11 protein-coding genes are annotated in these 16,790 nt (G+C 39.6%); all 11 read right to left on the bottom strand.

Translation table 11 applies throughout. The features are described 5' to 3' along the window. Positions 1–43: 43 nt before the first annotated feature. The 11 genes from IGJ00_RS06550 to IGJ00_RS06500 all read right to left on the bottom strand — a co-directional run bounded on the left by IGJ00_RS06550 (position 44) and on the right by IGJ00_RS06500 (position 16,521). Positions 44–1,087, bottom strand: coding sequence for a SepM family pheromone-processing serine protease (locus tag IGJ00_RS06550; protein ID WP_195514392.1), 1,044 nt, complete (start codon positions 1,085–1,087; stop codon positions 44–46). Continuing rightward, positions 1,077–1,568: a pantetheine-phosphate adenylyltransferase gene (gene coaD / locus IGJ00_RS06545; protein ID WP_071867116.1), complete on the bottom strand. Its 492-nt coding sequence runs from the start codon at positions 1,566–1,568 to the stop codon at positions 1,077–1,079. The genes IGJ00_RS06550 and coaD overlap by 11 nt, the downstream gene beginning before the upstream one ends. Beyond that, positions 1,569–2,126: a 16S rRNA (guanine(966)-N(2))-methyltransferase RsmD gene (rsmD, locus tag IGJ00_RS06540; RefSeq protein WP_115357546.1), complete on the bottom strand. Its 558-nt coding sequence runs from the start codon at positions 2,124–2,126 to the stop codon at positions 1,569–1,571. Between the two features lie 183 nt (positions 2,127–2,309). Then, entirely contained in the window at positions 2,310–2,651 is a 342-nt protein-coding gene (locus IGJ00_RS06535) for a YlbG family protein (protein WP_034689324.1), read from the bottom strand. Next, positions 2,635–3,066 carry a YlbF family regulator gene (locus tag IGJ00_RS06530; protein ID WP_071867161.1) on the bottom strand — a complete coding sequence of 144 codons (432 nt, stop codon included), beginning with the start codon at positions 3,064–3,066 and terminating at the stop codon, positions 2,635–2,637. Before IGJ00_RS06530 ends, IGJ00_RS06535 begins: the two co-directional genes overlap by 17 nt. Then, positions 3,053–4,183, bottom strand: coding sequence for a CAP-associated domain-containing protein (locus IGJ00_RS06525; protein ID WP_074799700.1), 1,131 nt, complete (start codon positions 4,181–4,183; stop codon positions 3,053–3,055). Before IGJ00_RS06525 ends, IGJ00_RS06530 begins: the two co-directional genes overlap by 14 nt. 17 nt (positions 4,184–4,200) lie before the next feature. After that, complete coding sequence (locus IGJ00_RS06520) at positions 4,201–7,629, bottom strand: pyruvate carboxylase (RefSeq protein ID WP_071867118.1); 3,429 nt, start codon at positions 7,627–7,629, stop codon at positions 4,201–4,203. Between the two features lie 21 nt (positions 7,630–7,650). Beyond that, the gene (locus IGJ00_RS06515; RefSeq protein WP_071867119.1) at positions 7,651–8,817 is read right to left on the bottom strand and encodes an FtsW/RodA/SpoVE family cell cycle protein; all 1,167 of its coding nucleotides are present in this window, start codon (positions 8,815–8,817) and stop codon (positions 7,651–7,653) included. A 2-nt stretch (positions 8,818–8,819) separates the two neighbouring features. Further along, a complete protein-coding gene (locus tag IGJ00_RS06510; protein ID WP_010735661.1) occupies positions 8,820–9,122 on the bottom strand; it encodes a YlaN family protein in 303 nt (100 codons plus the stop codon). 88 nt (positions 9,123–9,210) lie between these two features. After that, positions 9,211–10,998 (bottom strand): DNA helicase RecQ, encoded by a 1,788-nt coding sequence (gene recQ / locus IGJ00_RS06505; RefSeq protein ID WP_071867120.1) that lies wholly within the window; start codon positions 10,996–10,998, stop codon positions 9,211–9,213. 435 nt (positions 10,999–11,433) lie between these two features. Continuing rightward, positions 11,434–16,521, bottom strand: a complete 5,088-nt coding sequence (locus tag IGJ00_RS06500) for an LPXTG cell wall anchor domain-containing protein (RefSeq protein ID WP_438844221.1) — start codon at positions 16,519–16,521, stop codon at positions 11,434–11,436. Positions 16,522–16,790 lie beyond the last annotated feature (269 nt).

Genomic DNA, 16,790 nt, shown 5'->3' with positions numbered 1-16,790 from the left:
CTCGCTTTAAAATATGAGTACAAAACGTTCAAGTCGAAACCGTTTATTTCATGTTCTCAAGATACTCTAAGGCATCTTGCACTGTTTTGACCGGAACGATCTTCATCGATGTATTGAGTTTTTTAGCCGCAGCTTTGGCTTCTTCATAATTCGTTTTGATATCAGGATTTTCTTTTTTCACTTCATCAGAAATCGTATCATCTGGCGCAAAAAAGATATTCATTCCTGCTTCGTCTGCACTTGCCACTTTTTTATCGATTCCACCGATCCGTCCCACTTCACCTGCACTATTGATCGTACCTGTACCGGCTATTTTTTTCCCTTTACGGATGTTTTGATGGGTCAACTGTTCATAGATCTCCAAAGTAAACATCAAGCCTGCTGAAGGGCCACCGATTGAACCAGAATTGATTGCCACTTCTGTGTCTGTGGCGATTTCTGTATGATCGGTCAACGTGATCCCGATTCCTGGTTTTTTATCTGTCGATAACTCGATCAGTTTACCTGAAGCTTCTTCTTCTTTGCCATCGTGGATGAAGGTGATTGTGACAACCTGTCCTACTTCTTGTCCTTTCACGTACTCCATAAATTCTTCCGCACTCTTGAAACTCATCCCATCTACTTTTGTGACTGTATCACCAACAGATAATTTCTTGTAAAAGCTCGAATTTTTTTCGACGCCCATGACATAGACACCTTTAAATTCCATCGTATAAGGAATATTCGCTAGTTTCAAGGCTTGCTCAATGGCGGCATTTTGTGAGGATTCCATATAATATTTTTGCATCTGATTATATTCTTCATTTGTCGCTCCACCAGTCAACTCTTCTTCACTGATAACATCTTTGAAATCTGACATTAGTGCGGAGACGACACCAAATCCTGTTGCTCTTCTGATTCCTACAGAAGTGAGAGAGAAAGAGCCTGATTCTTTATCTTCTTGATCATTGACTGTGATCATATCTTTAAGATCGATCGTGGCACCTGGAGCTTCCACGTAATAGGGTAAAGGCACAATGACAAAGCCTGCTAATAATGTGCCTAAAAGGATTACGGATAACGTTTTCCACCATTTCTTATTCTGCATCACTTTCACGCTTTCTAGCTAATGCTTCGTTGATCACAGTAGGTAAATAGGTGCTCACGTCCCCACCAAAATAAAGAACCTCTTTAAGCATACTTGAGCTGATATGGCTATACTCTGGTTTTGCCATAAAAAGCACCGTCTCCAATTCATGACTCAAATGATGATTCATTTGCGCAATGTCACGTTCATATTCAAAATCTTTGAAGCTACGAACACCTCGAACCAACGCTTGAACACCTAGTTCTTTTGCCGTCGTCACTGTCAACTGTGTCTCTTGGTGGATCACTCGGACATTTTCTAAGTGTGCGACTGCTTGTGTGATCAATTCCAAGCGTTCCTCAGCCGTGAACAATGTTTTTTTTGATGTATTGATAAAGATACCGATGATCACTTCATCAAACAACTTCGCAGCTCGTTCGATCGTGTCTAAATGACCCATAGTCAATGGGTCGAAACTCCCTGGAAATAACGCTCTTCTCATTTATATTTCCTCTTTTCTATAAATGGTCACCGCAGAGATGCCATAGGTCTGCTGTTTGATTTGTTGAAAATTTCCTATTGTCTCAGGAAGCTCCACTGACTTATCTGTTTCGCATACGATCAAGGCAGCGTCCTGAAAAAGAGCCAATTCTTCCATACGTTCAATTTGATCGACGATTTTTTGTTTGGCATAAGGTGGATCTAAAAATAGAATATCAATCTTTTGATCTTCTTTCGCCAGTGACTCAACCGCTTTATCAGCATCTAATTTCATTGTATTGAATTTGTTCGGTTCTTTTGTGATTTCAATATTTTCTTTGATTATTTTTAGTGCTTGATAGTTTTTCTCCACGCAGATTGCGTAGCTACAGCCTCTGGAAACAGCTTCGATCGCTAGACCCCCGCTTCCTGAGTAAAGATCCAAAACGACCTCTCCATTAAAATAAGGACCGATCATGTTGAATATCGACTCTTTGACTTTATCAGACGTCGGTCGAGTATTTGGCCCTGCTAAACTTTTTAAACGGCGACCGCCGTAATCTCCTGAAATTACTCGCATCTACTCACTCCTTGAAACATACTGTTATTAGTATACCAAAAAAATAGACTTGATTCCGACTAAAATCGTCAATTCTCAAGTCTATTTTTTCTTAATTTAACTTTTTATAACTATTCAAAATCTTTTTATCACATTTTCTTCATTTTCGTCGATTTTATTAACTATAACGCTAGACTCTCTTTACTAGAAAACGTGATCAGCTAAGCGGATCTTTGTGTTTAATTCTTCGATCTCGAAGCCTTCTTCTTTTGTGTCCGCCTTTTTACCGATTTTTTCAGCAAAATTCATTTCGATATCTGGTCGATAAGAACGTTCGACATTTCGTACGAAATGTAATTTCTTGATCCTTTCTTCCGTTTGTTCATAGTTGTCTTCATTTAAATACATGATCACATACTTCATTTTACGAGAGACATAATGCACTAAACCAAATTTGCGAAGATTTTTCAATTGTTTTAAACTATATACCCACACGACTAACCCTCGCCGATGTGTTTGTTCAAATTCTTTATTTTCTATGTCCATGGCAGTTTCCTCCGCACCCTTCACTTTTTTCAAAAAATGGACTACCTGCACTGATTTTGATCTCCGTCGAAATCGTATGTGCAAGTTGTTTTCCAATGGAATCTAGTATCTTTTGTAATTCTGTTTCACTTATTCGAAAAGCAGCTACTTCTTCATTTAGATCCAACTGCCTTTTGGCTTGTCGTACAGTTCGTTGTTTTTCACGAAACTCTGGAACGTACTTTCCATAAGGTGAAATTTCTTCAAATGCTTGTCTGCTTACAATAAAATCATTTTTTAACTGGTTGACGTTGATAGAAGTTTCCATCTCTTTTTTAGTTTTGAGATATTGTTCCATCATTTCACTTGTTACAATCGTTTGAACAAGCTGATGACACTGGTCCTCCAGTTCAAACAACTCCTCATTGATTATCACTGCTTTCACTAGTCTCCTCTTTTTCCTTCATTAAGACTAACATGTTTTCTTTCGAAAACGCAACGCCTAACTGTGTTGGTTCTTTTTCCAAGAATCGATCATGATAATAAGGATCAGTATATAACAATAAAACTGAAAAAGTCGGATCAATGATTGGATGCATGAAAATTCCAGTTGTTTGATCTAATTGTCGTTTTTCCACTAAGCGATTGATTTCATCATTTGACAACGTAAATTTAACTGTCGTTTGGGAAGTCTGTGTTGCCATCTGCCACTCTGCCAAACGATTTTCTGCCAACCATTCTTCTGGCTGGTCGATAAAGTCTGTTAACAGTACATTCGTTTGGATCATAAAATCTGGAGAGTAATGATAATCAGGCAGTTCAGCTTCTTGGCGTAATCTCGTCAATACTCGAGTGATTACACGCTCTCTTGACTGATTGATACTTTCCCAGTCTGCTGAACTCTCCATTTCGTAGTGGGGCAATCCTTCTCCAAAGACCTGGTAAGGCATTAATTTCAATAAGCTTTTCTTGTTTAAATAAACTGTTGAAAATAATCCACCTGTGTCTTGATCAAAGAAAAGCATCGCAAATGTACCGTTGTCAAAAGCAATCAAGGGACGATAATTCATGTCTTCTTCAGTTAACTCGATTCCGACTTCTGTCTCTTCATACTCGAATGTGAAGTTCGGAAAAATCGTTGTAATCTCTGTCAGATCCTGCATAGTCATGCCAACGGCAAATGGGGTCAAACTAGTTGCGTTCGCATTTAAAACTTTGATAGCCTCCACTCGGTCATTTTGTATATTTGCTTCAAGTACGATTTGTTGAATTGGATCTTGATAATATCTAATCTCAAAGCCGAATCCGCTCGTCAAACGATCTTTAGGTGAACCAATCTCTGCTTCTAATTCGGTGACTGATCGACCAATATATGTAGAAAAGCCAGTCGCATTTAGCTCCTGGTATTTCCAAGACGTTACCTGATTTTGATTTCCTATCAGTTGTTGGTCTTGCGTGGATGTTTCAAGTTTGGGAGGGAACACTACTGGCTCCAAATATAAAGCCGACGTGACGAATAGTAGTGTTGCTATAAATAGACCTAGTCGTTTCAAATGTTCCCTCTCCTTTCTTATTTTTCTGTAACTTCGATTAATAGATCTCCTGAGGAAATGGGGTCGCCAGCAACAACATAGAGATGTGCTATTTCTCCATCGAATGGTGCTTCAATGGCCGTTTCCATCTTCATTGCTTCAGTGACCATCAATGTATCGCCTCTTTTGACTGTATCGCCTTTTTTCACCAAGACGTCTAAAACTGAACCGGACATCGTCGCACCGATTTGTTCGCGATTTGTTGGTTCTGCTTTTCGTCTAGTTTTTACCGCACTGACGATCGACGTATCTTTGACGGTGATTTCTCTTCGTTGACCGTTCAAATTAAAGAATAACACACGATTCCCTTCAATATCAGGTTCACCGATCTCGTCTAAGCGAATGATCAGGATCTTGCCTTTTTCGATTTGAACGTTGACCGTTTCCCCTAAACGAATCCCTTGGAAGAAAGTCGGTGTATCCAGTAATGTGACATCGCCAAATTGATTATAAGCGGTTTGATAATCCAAGAAGACTTGTGGATACATCAAGTAACTCAAGACTTCTTCTTGTTTTGGTTCATAGCCGATCTTTTTAGCTAATTCTGCTTTGACTTTTTCGAAGTCCACTGTTTCAGCGAACAATCCTGGACGTTCAGTGATTGCTGGACGACCTTTCAAAATGATCTTTTGGAGTTTTTCTGGGAATCCGCCAACTGGTTGGCCTAATTCACCTTGGAAGAAGGTAACGACTGATTCCGGAAAACTCAAGGTCTCGCCTTTTTCATAAATGTCTTCTTCGCTCAATTCATTTTGGACCATGAACAAAGCCATATCGCCTACAACTTTAGAAGAAGGCGTGACTTTGACGATATCGCCAAACATCAGGTTCACCGTGTGGTACATTTTTTTGATGTCATCCCAACGATGACCTAAACCAACTGCTTTGGCTTGTTGTTGTAAGTTCGAGTATTGTCCACCTGGCATCTCGTGCATATAAACTTCAGTTTCAGGGGCATTCAAGCCATTCTCAAATGGTTTGTAATACATGCGAACATCTTCCCAGTAGTGATTCAACTGTTGCGCATTTTCAATATTGATTTCTGGTACACGTGGCCCATTGACCAAAGCGTAATACAAACTGCTCATACTTGGTTGGCTAGTATTTCCACTCATCGCACTCATCGCTACATCGACAATATCGACACCCGCTTTGGTTGCTGCTGAGTAAGTGATGATGCCATTGCCACTCGTATCATGTGTGTGTAAATGGATTGGTAGATCCGTTGTCGCCTTCAATTCACTGATCAAGCGATAAGCAGCTTGCGGTTTCAACAGTCCTGCCATATCTTTGATGGCGATCATATGAGCGCCTAACTGTTCCAGCTCTTTTGCCATGTCCTTGTAATATTGCACATTGTATTTCGCACGACTTGGATCATTGATATCACCTGTGTAGCAAATCGTCGCTTCTGCAATTTTCCCTGTATCACGAACGGCTTGGATACTCTTTTCCATTTGCGGTACCCAGTTCAAACTGTCAAAGATCCGGAAGACATCGATCCCTTGTGTCGCTGCTTCTTTGATAAATTCAGCGATCACATTGTCTGGATAGTTGGAGTAACCGACAGCATTCGATCCTCTAAAGAGCATTTGCAATAAAGTATTCGGCATCAATGAGCGAATCTTTCTCAGGCGTTTCCATGGGTCCTCATTCAAGAAACGATAGGCGACGTCAAACGTCGCGCCACCCCACATTTCACTTGAAAACAACTCTGGAAGTCCTTCACCAGTCAAACGCGCGATTTCTTTAAAATCTTTTGTACGCACACGAGTTGCCAATAAGCTTTGATGGGCATCTCTAAACGTGGTATCTGTCAATAACACGTTTTCTTGTTGTTTGACCCAATCGACTAACGCGGAAGCACCGTCTTTGTCTAAGACATTTTTAGCTGTGATATAATCTGGGCGAGTGATCAGCTCTTTGGGCATACGTGGTGCATCGTAATATGGTTTTTCACCACGTTCGATACCAGGAAAACCATTTACCGTGATTTCTCCGATATATTTCATTGTTTTATTTCCACGGTCACGTAAGCGTGGGAAATCAAATAATTCATTGGTACTATCGATAAACGTCGTTTTGGCTTGTCCTGATTGAAATTCTGGATGCAAGATGACATTCAACATAAATGGAATATTTGTTTTCACTCCACGGATACGGAATTCTCTCAAACAACGTTCCATTTTTTGGATAGCTGTTGCAAAGTCAGCCGCATGTGTACAAACTTTTACTAAAAGTGAATCAAAATATGGGGTAACGATGTAGCCTGCATAGGCATTTCCTACATCTAAGCGGACGCCCATTCCACCTGGTGAGCGATACGTATCGATCTTACCAGTATCTGGTAGAAAGTTACTCAATGGGTCTTCCGTTGTGATCCGACATTGGATGGCTGAACCTTTGATTTTTATTTCGCTTTGCTGTGGCAATCCGATTTCTTTATGCAGATCTTTCCCTTGTGCAATCAATAATTGAGTCGTCACGATATCGACATCCGTGATCATCTCAGTGATCGTATGTTCCACTTGAACACGTGGGTTGACTTCAATAAAATAAAATTCGTCATTCTCCACTAAAAATTCGACTGTTCCTGCATTGACATATCCCACATGCTTCATCAATTGGACAGCGGCATCACATATACGTTGACGTTGCTGCTCATTCATAGAAACGCAAGGAGCGACTTCTACGACTTTTTGATGACGCCGTTGGACCGAACAATCACGTTCAAATAGATGGATGATGTTCCCATGGGTATCCCCTAAGATCTGGACCTCGATGTGTTTTGGATCAGCGATATACTTTTCAACATAGACTTCATCACTACCAAATGCAGCTTTCGCTTCGCTTTTTGCACGTTCATATCCTTCGCGAGCGCCTTTTTCGTCATATGCTACACGCATCCCACGACCGCCACCGCCTAGTGCTGCTTTGATCATTACTGGATAGCCATGACGTTCAGCAAATGATAAAACTTCTTCAATTGACTCTACTGGTCCATCTGTCCCAGGGATCGATGCGATACCAGCTTCGATTGCTGCTGTTTTCGCTTTGATCTTGTCACCAAAAATATCAAGATGATGTAGTTCTGGCCCAACAAAAGTGATGCCTTCTTCTTTACAACGTGTAGCAAAGTGTAAGTTCTCAGATAATAATCCGTAGCCGGGATGGATCGCGTCTGCTCCACTAGCCTTAGCAATCTCAAGAATCCCTTCAATATCAAGATACGCATCTATCGGTCTTTTTCCTTTACCAACTAGATATGCCTCATCCGCTTTAAAGCGATGAACGGAATATTCATCTTCTTCTGCATAGACACCTACAGTTTGGATCCCTAATTCTGTACACGCACGAAATACCCGTACAGCAATTTCTCCTCTGTTAGCTACCAAAACTTTTCTCATCGAATCACTCCTACGTCAATTTTAGTAAATACCTAAACTCTTACGTTTCTCATCTGCGCTGATATTCAGGACGAAACCTACGCAGATCGAAAGCATCAGTAAACTCGAACCACCTTGACTCAAGAATGGGAATGTGATCCCTGTCAGTGGGATGATCCCAGTGATCCCGCCAAGGTTGACAAATACTTGGATCAGAAACATCGAACCGATTCCGATACATAGCAAAGAATTGAATGGATCTTTTGAGCGGATACCCACTAAGATGATACGGGCGATCATGAACATCAATAAAGCTAAGATCAAAATACCCATGATCACGCCTAATTCTTCTACTACGATGGCATAGATAAAGTCGGTTTGCGCTTCTTGTAGAAATCCTTTTTTCTGGATACTATTCCCTAATCCGCGACCGAATAGACCACCGTTGAACATCGCATAATAACCATTCACCATTTGGTGTCCGTTATTCAATTCATCAGAAAAAGGGTTTTGAAAAATCTCAAAACGATGATAGATATATTGTAAGCGACCTGGGAAAAGTTTCCCTTGGGTCACGTTGATCAACCAAATTGTTATCACACTAAAAATGATTCCTCCGACACCAACGATCAAGGTGTAAAAATAATTGACGCCGCTAGCTAAGAGTAACACGATGATGATCAAAAAAATAACCGTTGCATTCCCAAAATCGGGTAGACTTGCCACTAACACAGTCAAGGCAAGAACTAACAATAAAGGTCGTTTGACCGTTGCAATGAAGTTTTTTTGCACACTCATTTGTCTCTGTGACAAAGTAAAGGAAAGATACCAGATGGCAATGATTTTTAGGTATTCGGCGGGCTGGATAGAAAATCCGGCAATCTCAAGCCAACCTTTTGCCCCATTTCGTTCTTCCCCAAAAAATAAGACGATCAATAATAAAATCGTCAAGACTGCGATAGCCGCCATGATCAATCGCTGATTTTTCAATACACCGATTTTCATTTTGTATAGGAGTGCAATAACGATCAAGCTAAGCACCCAAAAAATACTCTGATTGATGACCGATGACGCTGGATTGCTCCCATTTGCTAATAACAAGTAGGACGTAGAACTGTAAACCATGATCAATCCGATGATACATAAAATCAAATATGGAATTAAAATACTGTAATCCAACAGATGCCTTTTTTTTACTTTATTCGGCAAGCTTATTCCCCCTTGCCACTTTCTTTTTTATCATAATTTTCTCGGTAAACTTCATTGTATAAGTGATTCAATTGACGTTCTAACTCACTGAGCATCAGTTGCCCTTCTTTTTTTTCAATGATCCCTACACGTATTGCAAAACTCACTTGTTGAGAAAATCCATACATTTGTGTATCGACTACCTCTTCAAAGGCTTTACATTGTGAGATACAAAGACTGTTTGTTTGATTTTGGATCAAACGCTTGATGCGATCTGCCTCATCAATCAACACATTAAGTGCCGTCTCTTTTGAAAGAGAATCCATTTGCCTTTCCCTCCATTTCTAAGTTCATTCATTATAGCATATTTTACGCAATAACTGAGCAAGAACCTAGATTTATCTAGGCTTTTTTTTATGTTTTTTCACTATCACTTTGCGTAGCGCTTTCTTGGAAATTTTGGATTGATTGCAAGAACATTTCACCATACTTATCGAGCTTGCTTTGTCCTACCCCTTTGATTTGGAGAAGTGCCAATCGGTCTTTTGGACGATTACGACTCATTTCTTTGAGTGTTGCATCTGAAAAAACAACGTATGGTGGAACGCCCGCGTCAGCAGCTAAATCGGTCCGTAACTGGCGTAATACTTCAAATAGACCATCTGTTTCATCATGCGACAATTGTTGCACTTTTTTGGGTTCCTTTTTGTGTACAGTTACTTTTCCCATAAGCACTTGCACCCCAAGATCGCTGACTTTCAAAACAGGGTATTCACCACTAGCCGCAAGTAAGTAGCCACTTGAAATCAGATAGTCGATCAACTGCAATATATTTTTTTGTGACAGATTCCTTAGTAGACCATACGTAGACAATCGATCAAACTGAAACTGTTTGATTTTCTGATCTTTTGATCCGGCAAGGACTTTCATTAGTAATTGTTTTCCGTAGTTTTCACCCATTCGTTTCAAACAAGACAAAACCATTTGCGTTTCTGTGGTCACATCGACCAGTTCACGATCATCAAGACAGTTGCCACAACGCTGACAAGGCTCGCTTGCTTCTCCAAAGTAAGAAAGAATATATTGTTGCAGACAGGATTCGATATGGACGTATTCAGTCATGGCTCGGATCTTGTCGTATTCCTTATGTTTTTGTGCTTCCTCACGTTGCGATTGTTGAACAAAAAACTTTTGGACTTGCACATCTTGTGGCGCAAATAGCAAAATGGCTTCACTAGGTAAGCCATCTCTTCCGGCACGACCAGCTTCCTGATAATATGCTTCTAATGAACCTGGTATTTGGTAGTGAATGACAAACCGAATATTACTTTTATTGATTCCCATTCCAAAAGCGTTGGTTGCTACTAATAGTTGGATACGATCATAGAGGAAAGCTTCTTGCATTTCCGTCCGTTCCCTTTCTGAAATACCGCCGTGGTATCTGCCAACGGAAAAACCAAATTTCGCCAACAACTGATATAGTCGATCCACTTCTTTTCTAGTCGCGGCATAAATGATGCCTGATTGATTTTGATTCACTTTTAAATACTCGACCAAATATTGTTCTTTTTTTTGATCTTTGATAACCTGCAACCTTAGATTTTCTCGTGCAAATCCAGTTTGAATATGGTTCTTTTCAGGGATTTTTAAAAGTCTTTTGATATCTGTTGCTACAGGGACAGTAGCAGTTGCTGTCAAGGCCACGATGGGCGGACGCTGAGGAATACCTTCTAAAATATTTGCCATCTGCAAATAACTGGGTCTAAAATCATGCCCCCATTGCGAGATACAGTGGGCTTCATCAATGGCAATCAAGCGAACGGACCAACGATTCATCGCTTGGATAAAATCAGGCATGATAAAACGTTCTGGTGCAACATATAACAATTGATACTTTCCCTCATCTAATGAACGAAAACGTTGTGCCACTTCATATCCTTCTAATGAACTATTGATAAACGTAGCAGCAATCCCCAGTTGATTCGCAGCATCCACTTGATCTTTCATCAAAGAGATCAAGGGAGAAACGACGATCGTCAACCCTTCCAAGGCTAGCGCAGGTAGCTGATAACATATTGATTTTCCGCTTCCAGTCGGCATGATACCCAAGACATCTTCTTGAGCCATAATTTTTTCAATGATTTCTTTTTGGCCTGGGCGGAAAAGCTCATATCCAAAATATTTTTTTAATAACTGCTCCACATGCGCCCTCCTCGATTTCTGTTTGTTTTTACACTTTCAAGTTTTACTTCTTTCATCTAACTATTAATTACGCATTTTCTCCAATGATTCATTTGACATGTACTATCTATTCTACTTCTGTCTGCTCATAAGAGCAAGTCTCACTCCGTGAAACAAAATACCGTTTGTGAAACTAAAAATAGAGCATTTCGAGTCTTTTAAAAGTTCTTTAAAAAATTCATCTTGCCATTCTTGCTTTCATTTTTTGTTTCTTTAAGTTCTCCACAGCTAATGATTGACTTCCTATTATGAGAATTTTGTTTTTTGCTCATAGGATTTATTTTTATATTTCTTGTCCGTGACTCCTTTAGTGATCATAAAAAAACAGTTGAAAGGATGCCAAAGTAATTATCACTTTCGCTCTTTCAACTGCTTCGTTGTCATTTTAACTATCGGTTACTGTTTATCAAACGATTTTTTAGACATTTTTCGTTTCCATAAAACAAATCCTACTACTAGTAAGAAACATGCACCAATATATGGCAGTACTCGATTGATGGTTTGATTGGTTTGTGGCAATTTGCTCTCATCACCTTCTGCTGCGGAACCCTCACCTAAACCAGTCTCTGCTGAAATTCCATCTGCATTTGGGTCGTTGGATGTGCCAGTACCATCTTCTGCACTAGCGTCCTCTTCTCCTGGCGTTGTTTCTTGGCCAGGTTCAACGATTTCATAGGAAGATTCTGTACGAGTAGATAAACTCCCATAACTACGGTCCACTTTGACATCGAGAGAAACAAAGCGACTTCCCATAGTTTCTGTATCGATTTCAGATGACCCATCTAAAGAAACAGTATAGACATTTTTAGGTATTACACGTCCATTGACTTTAACTTCTTTTACTAACGATTTCAGGTCAACTCTTTCAGTGCCTTGTGCAAAAGAAGGCTGAGCAGGTTCAACTGTTAACTCACCTGTAGGCTCAAAACCATAATCTGTTACCTTATAATAAGCGTAATTACTGCCATAGGTGTAGTTTCGTTCGTTCTCTTCTGCCATCAATAAATTGTTACTAGTATCTACGTGATAAACCTTCACGATATCACCTGGGGTCACCGCCAGTGATTTACCAGTATTAAAACGTGAAATTGCTTGCTCGATCGTTTGTGTACCACGAACCTCGTATTGATATTTGCTTTGCTTACGTTCGTTGAGAATTTCGATTCCATAATATACTTCGGTGTCATCGTATTCATTCACTCGATTCTTCAACACTGTTTGATCGGTTCCTTGGACAGATTGGATCTCGATTTGTTTGCTGTTTTTAAGTAGTCCAAATGATCCAACCGTTTCACCTTTACGATTTTTTAAATGGATCGTGCTGCCCCATTTCACTTCATATGGCACTTCGATGTCAGTCGAAGAAACACCATCTGCCGTTGATACTTTTACCGTTACTGTTTTTTCTCCTGTCGTATGCGTATCAAACGCTCCCGTTTGTTCTACTTTATAAAGCTCTGTGTTCAAACTCTGTCCGTTAAATGCAACATTGTCAATCAACGTTGTCACGTCTACTTCACTGGTATCTTCACCTAAGACAAGTTCCTGACTAGCAACATCTGCGTGGATCATCGTAATTGGCTCAAACTCTCCATTCTTGACTTCATAATAAGCGTAATTCAACCCAGCTGTATAGTTTTTGACGATATCATCCCACATCAGTAAGTTCTGGTTATCTGTTTCTGCATGGTAGACACGGAAAATGTCTCCTTCTTCCACAGGTAATGATTGCCCATTATTGAACCCTTCGATTGCTTGACGAACCGTTTGATTACCTGCCACTTCATAAGTATATTTGATGTTATCGGGAAATAAACTATTGGCTTTATTTTTAGGATCTGCTAGGATATCGATTCGATAATAGGCATTACGACCATAAGCAGAATTGACTGGCGCATTAAGTTCTGTTTCATCTTCACCTTTTGTGGCATAGATAGCCAACTGGTCATTTTGATCAAGCAGACTAAAAGAACCGACGATACCTTTTTTCCCTTCTTTTTCTTCACCTTTCAGAATAAATGTACTTCCCCATTTGACTTGATAAGGAAGTTCAACTTGTACACTAGCTAAACCATCGTTCATTTTCACACGCATAGCGACGTTTTTATTTCCTACCGTCGTCGTATCGATTTCTGAACGTCTTTCGATTGTGTATTCCTCTGGATCAACTGTTTTGCCGTTGATCGTCACACGATCAATTAATTCAGCATCAGCTGCAGTAGTCACATCTTGCGCGAGATAAAATGCTTTATTAGCTGTATGGACTTCCATGACTGGCATTGCTTCAAAACCATAAGTCGTTACTTTGTAATACGCATAATCTGAACCATACGTGAAGTCCTCTTCTAGTTCATCGACCATCAGTACCGAGCTACCAGGAGATTTTTGCGGGTGATAAATTTTGATCACATCATCTAACTGGACAGTGACAGCTTGAGTACCATTAGTTCCAAAACCGTTGATGACGTCTTGTAGCGTGACACGACCTGGGACTTCTTGACTATACTGGACTCTTTCGCCACGTAAGACTTCAATTGAATAATAGAGGTCTTGATCGTTTCCTAAGCGCTCATCTAATGGCGAGTCAAACCCATGATGGATTTTCAATTGTCTGGTCGTATTAGTAGTTTGCAGTGAGAAAACACCTGCTGAACCACCAGTGCTAGATTTCATCACAATCGTTCTGCCCCATTTCACTTCATAAGGCACTGTGATGACTTTTGATACTACCCCATCTTTCGTGTCAAATTGGATAGCAAGTTCTTTTTGACCGACTGTGGTTGTATCGAAGTTTCCTAATTGTTTCACTGTATATAGATCCGGTGTTAGCTCGGTACCGTTGATCGTTACCTGATTGATCAGTTGCGTTCCATCAATCCCCGTGGCATCATCACCTAAGCTAAATTCTTGTGGTTTGGTATCCGTAGAAATCGCGAGGATCGGTTCTAACCCATGTTCTGTGACTTCGTAATAGGCATCATTTGAACCCATCGTAAAGTCTTTTGCTAATTCATCTTGCATCAATAAACTATTACCTGTTGGTTCTGCATGATACACTTTGATGACGTCGCCTTGTTTGACATTCAAAGGTTTTCCTTGATTGAACCCTTCGATTCCTTCTCTAATCGATTGATTCCCTAGTACGTTATATTGATACTTGGTGGTAATATTTTCGATCACTTCAATGCCATAGTAGGTGTCTCGTCCAAAATGATTATTGACCGGTTGACTCAAGTCCGTCCCACTTACACCTGGACTAGCATGCAATGCCCATTGATCGTTTTCTTTCAGTAGACTAAATGCTCCAACGGTTGCATTATCCAAGCCTTTCAATACAAATGTGCTTCCCCATTTGACTTGATAATCGACTTCGAATTCTTTCGTTGCTAGACCATCATTCGTTGTGACATTTAGATTCATTTTTCTCGCACCAATCGCATGAGTATCAAAATCAACAAGAGCTTCTACGGTATAATCCTTACTATCGATTGTACGACCATTGATGGTTACATTTTTCAATAAAGAGGCTGGTTCAATCATAGAGGTATTTTCTCCAAGTACAAAGCTTTTTTGCGAAGATTCTGCATCTAATACCGGAAACGGATCAAATCCATACGGTGTGATCTTATAGTATGCATACTCAGAATCATAGGTATAATCCTCTTCTTTTTCATCGATCATCACGACTGAACTATTCGGCGTTCGTTCTGGATGATAGATCTTAATGACATCATCGTAACGGACATCGATCGTTGATGAGGTGTTTCCAAATTGATCCATGATTTGTTGTAATGTGGCACGATTGGAGACGTCCTGACTATAAACAACTGTATTTCCTCTTAAAACTTCAAATGAGTAATACAATGAAAATGGTGAGGATAGAGGTCCAACTGCAACATTCATTGCTGAAGGAATTCCTGTACCAAAAACGATTTTGGCTGTTGGATTTCCTGAATTATCCGTTTTTAAAGAAAATGATCCCGCTGAAGCTCCGGTTGCCGATCGCATATAAATCGTATGTCCCCAAAGAACATTGACGGTCGTTTCTCCGGTTCCTTTGATCATCACACCACTGTTTGAATGCCGTGTTTGTACCGTCAACTTAACTGGCTGCGTGCCTGTATATGTGAAATTGGGTTCACTTGATTCTGCCTCAACAAACTCCAAATCATCGACTGCAACTGGTACACCGTTCATGGTCACAGAATCAATATAATCCTTAAAATTAGAAGCAAAGGATGGATACTCATTCCCCATTACTCGATCTTCAATGGGTTTCAATTGGACCTTCAGACCTTCATGAGGTTTGACATTGATTGTTACAGAAGCTTCAGCAGTTCGCCCATCTTCCGCAGTAGCTTTTGCTTGCCAATTTTGTACTCCCGAAACATTTGTATTTACATTGCTTAACCATTCGACGATATAAGTTCCGTTCGCATTTGGAACCTCGAAATAGTCTTTAGGATCTGGTAAGCGATCATATTGATAAACTTCAAAGTTTCCTGATTTAGCTGTCATTCGTAATGGACCAGGTTTGACATTGAATGGCACATCAACGATTGTCTCTCTGGAAGTGACTGAATCAGTAACTTTGACTTTCCCTTTTTGCTCGCCGACTTTTGATGTGTCTGGTTTTTCTACCCAACTAGCAGAAACGGTTCCTTTCGCATTGCTAACATCTAGATAATCTAGCAATTTTAAATTTGCAACGTCTTGTCCCTCATCTAAATTGTGAGGTCCATTTTTTACTGTTACTTTAATATCACCTATTGCTTGTTCAGCAGATAGAAATGAAACGTTACCATTCATTCTATATAATTCTATACCAAAGCCATTACTTCTAAGTGAATATAAATGATCAAGTCTAACATTTTCAAGAATCTCATTTCCGTTTACTGGATTATTAGCTAATCTAGTCATAGTTATCGTAGCTCCAGCATTATCAAGAGTTTGCCCACGATCTTTCAATTCAAAACGGACATGCCAATTACCACTTTTGGTAATTCCTTCACTAGTCCACTCCGGATTCAGTGTCATCCTGTTTATTAAATAAATCTGACCAACTAAATAGCTTTCTGGAATAGGTATTGAGGGCTCTTCAGTTGGAAAATTCCAAGTTCTATAATCTCCCTCTACTTTAATTGCTTCACCAATTTTAAAATTATGATCAAAGGATTTCATTGCTTCTGAATATAGATAACCAAATCGATCATCTATAGCTTCTGCAATTATCTTTTTCACTTCTTCTTCAGAATATCTTGTATTCAAATTATTTTCATTTACTTTTTTAGCTTTGTTTGAACTTACCGTATTATTTTCTTTCGTTCCCATCACATTGTTAGTTAGAGATTTTTTATTACTAATTACTTGTTCATTGTTTCTTTGAGTAACTGCCGATACACTTTGAACAATCACTCCATTCAAGTTCCCTAACAACATACCACCCACTAAAACACTATGTATTATCTTTCTCCGTATACTCACCTTACGTTCCTCCTTCGATCTTACCCGTCAGGAGGAGCGTTGCTACTTATATGGTATCTATTTCTCTCATCTAAAGACATCGCTCCTCCTTCTCAAAATGTTATGGCTATTTTCTTATCTTTCAATCAGAAGCGTTGTTTTATTTTTTTGTCTCACCTTCCATCCATGTCTATAAATATAGGTAAACTTTACTTTGTTAAGTTTAAAACTAAAATCATTTTTTGATAACGCCATTTTTTCTATATTAACTTGTAAAAATTGAAAGAACA

Source organism: Enterococcus sp. AZ062, assembly GCF_051715065.1.
GTDB lineage: Bacteria > Bacillota > Bacilli > Lactobacillales > Enterococcaceae > Enterococcus_B > Enterococcus_B mundtii.
Note: the sequence above shows the minus strand (reverse complement) of the source record. Positions and strands in the feature narration are given on the sequence as shown.

What these genes read in the sequence shown, in the direction of transcription:
- IGJ00_RS06535 (WP_034689324.1), bottom strand. Translation starts at nt 2,651, where the DNA reads ATGGACATAGAAAATAAAGAATTTGAACAAACACATCGGCGAGGGTTA.
- IGJ00_RS06520 (WP_071867118.1), bottom strand. Translation starts at nt 7,629, where the DNA reads ATGAGAAAAGTTTTGGTAGCTAACAGAGGAGAAATTGCTGTACGGGTA.
- rsmD (WP_115357546.1), bottom strand. Translation starts at nt 2,126, where the DNA reads ATGCGAGTAATTTCAGGAGATTACGGCGGTCGCCGTTTAAAAAGTTTA.
- IGJ00_RS06550 (WP_195514392.1), bottom strand. Translation starts at nt 1,087, where the DNA reads ATGCAGAATAAGAAATGGTGGAAAACGTTATCCGTAATCCTTTTAGGC.
- coaD (WP_071867116.1), bottom strand. Translation starts at nt 1,568, where the DNA reads ATGAGAAGAGCGTTATTTCCAGGGAGTTTCGACCCATTGACTATGGGT.
- IGJ00_RS06510 (WP_010735661.1), bottom strand. Translation starts at nt 9,122, where the DNA reads ATGGATTCTCTTTCAAAAGAGACGGCACTTAATGTGTTGATTGATGAG.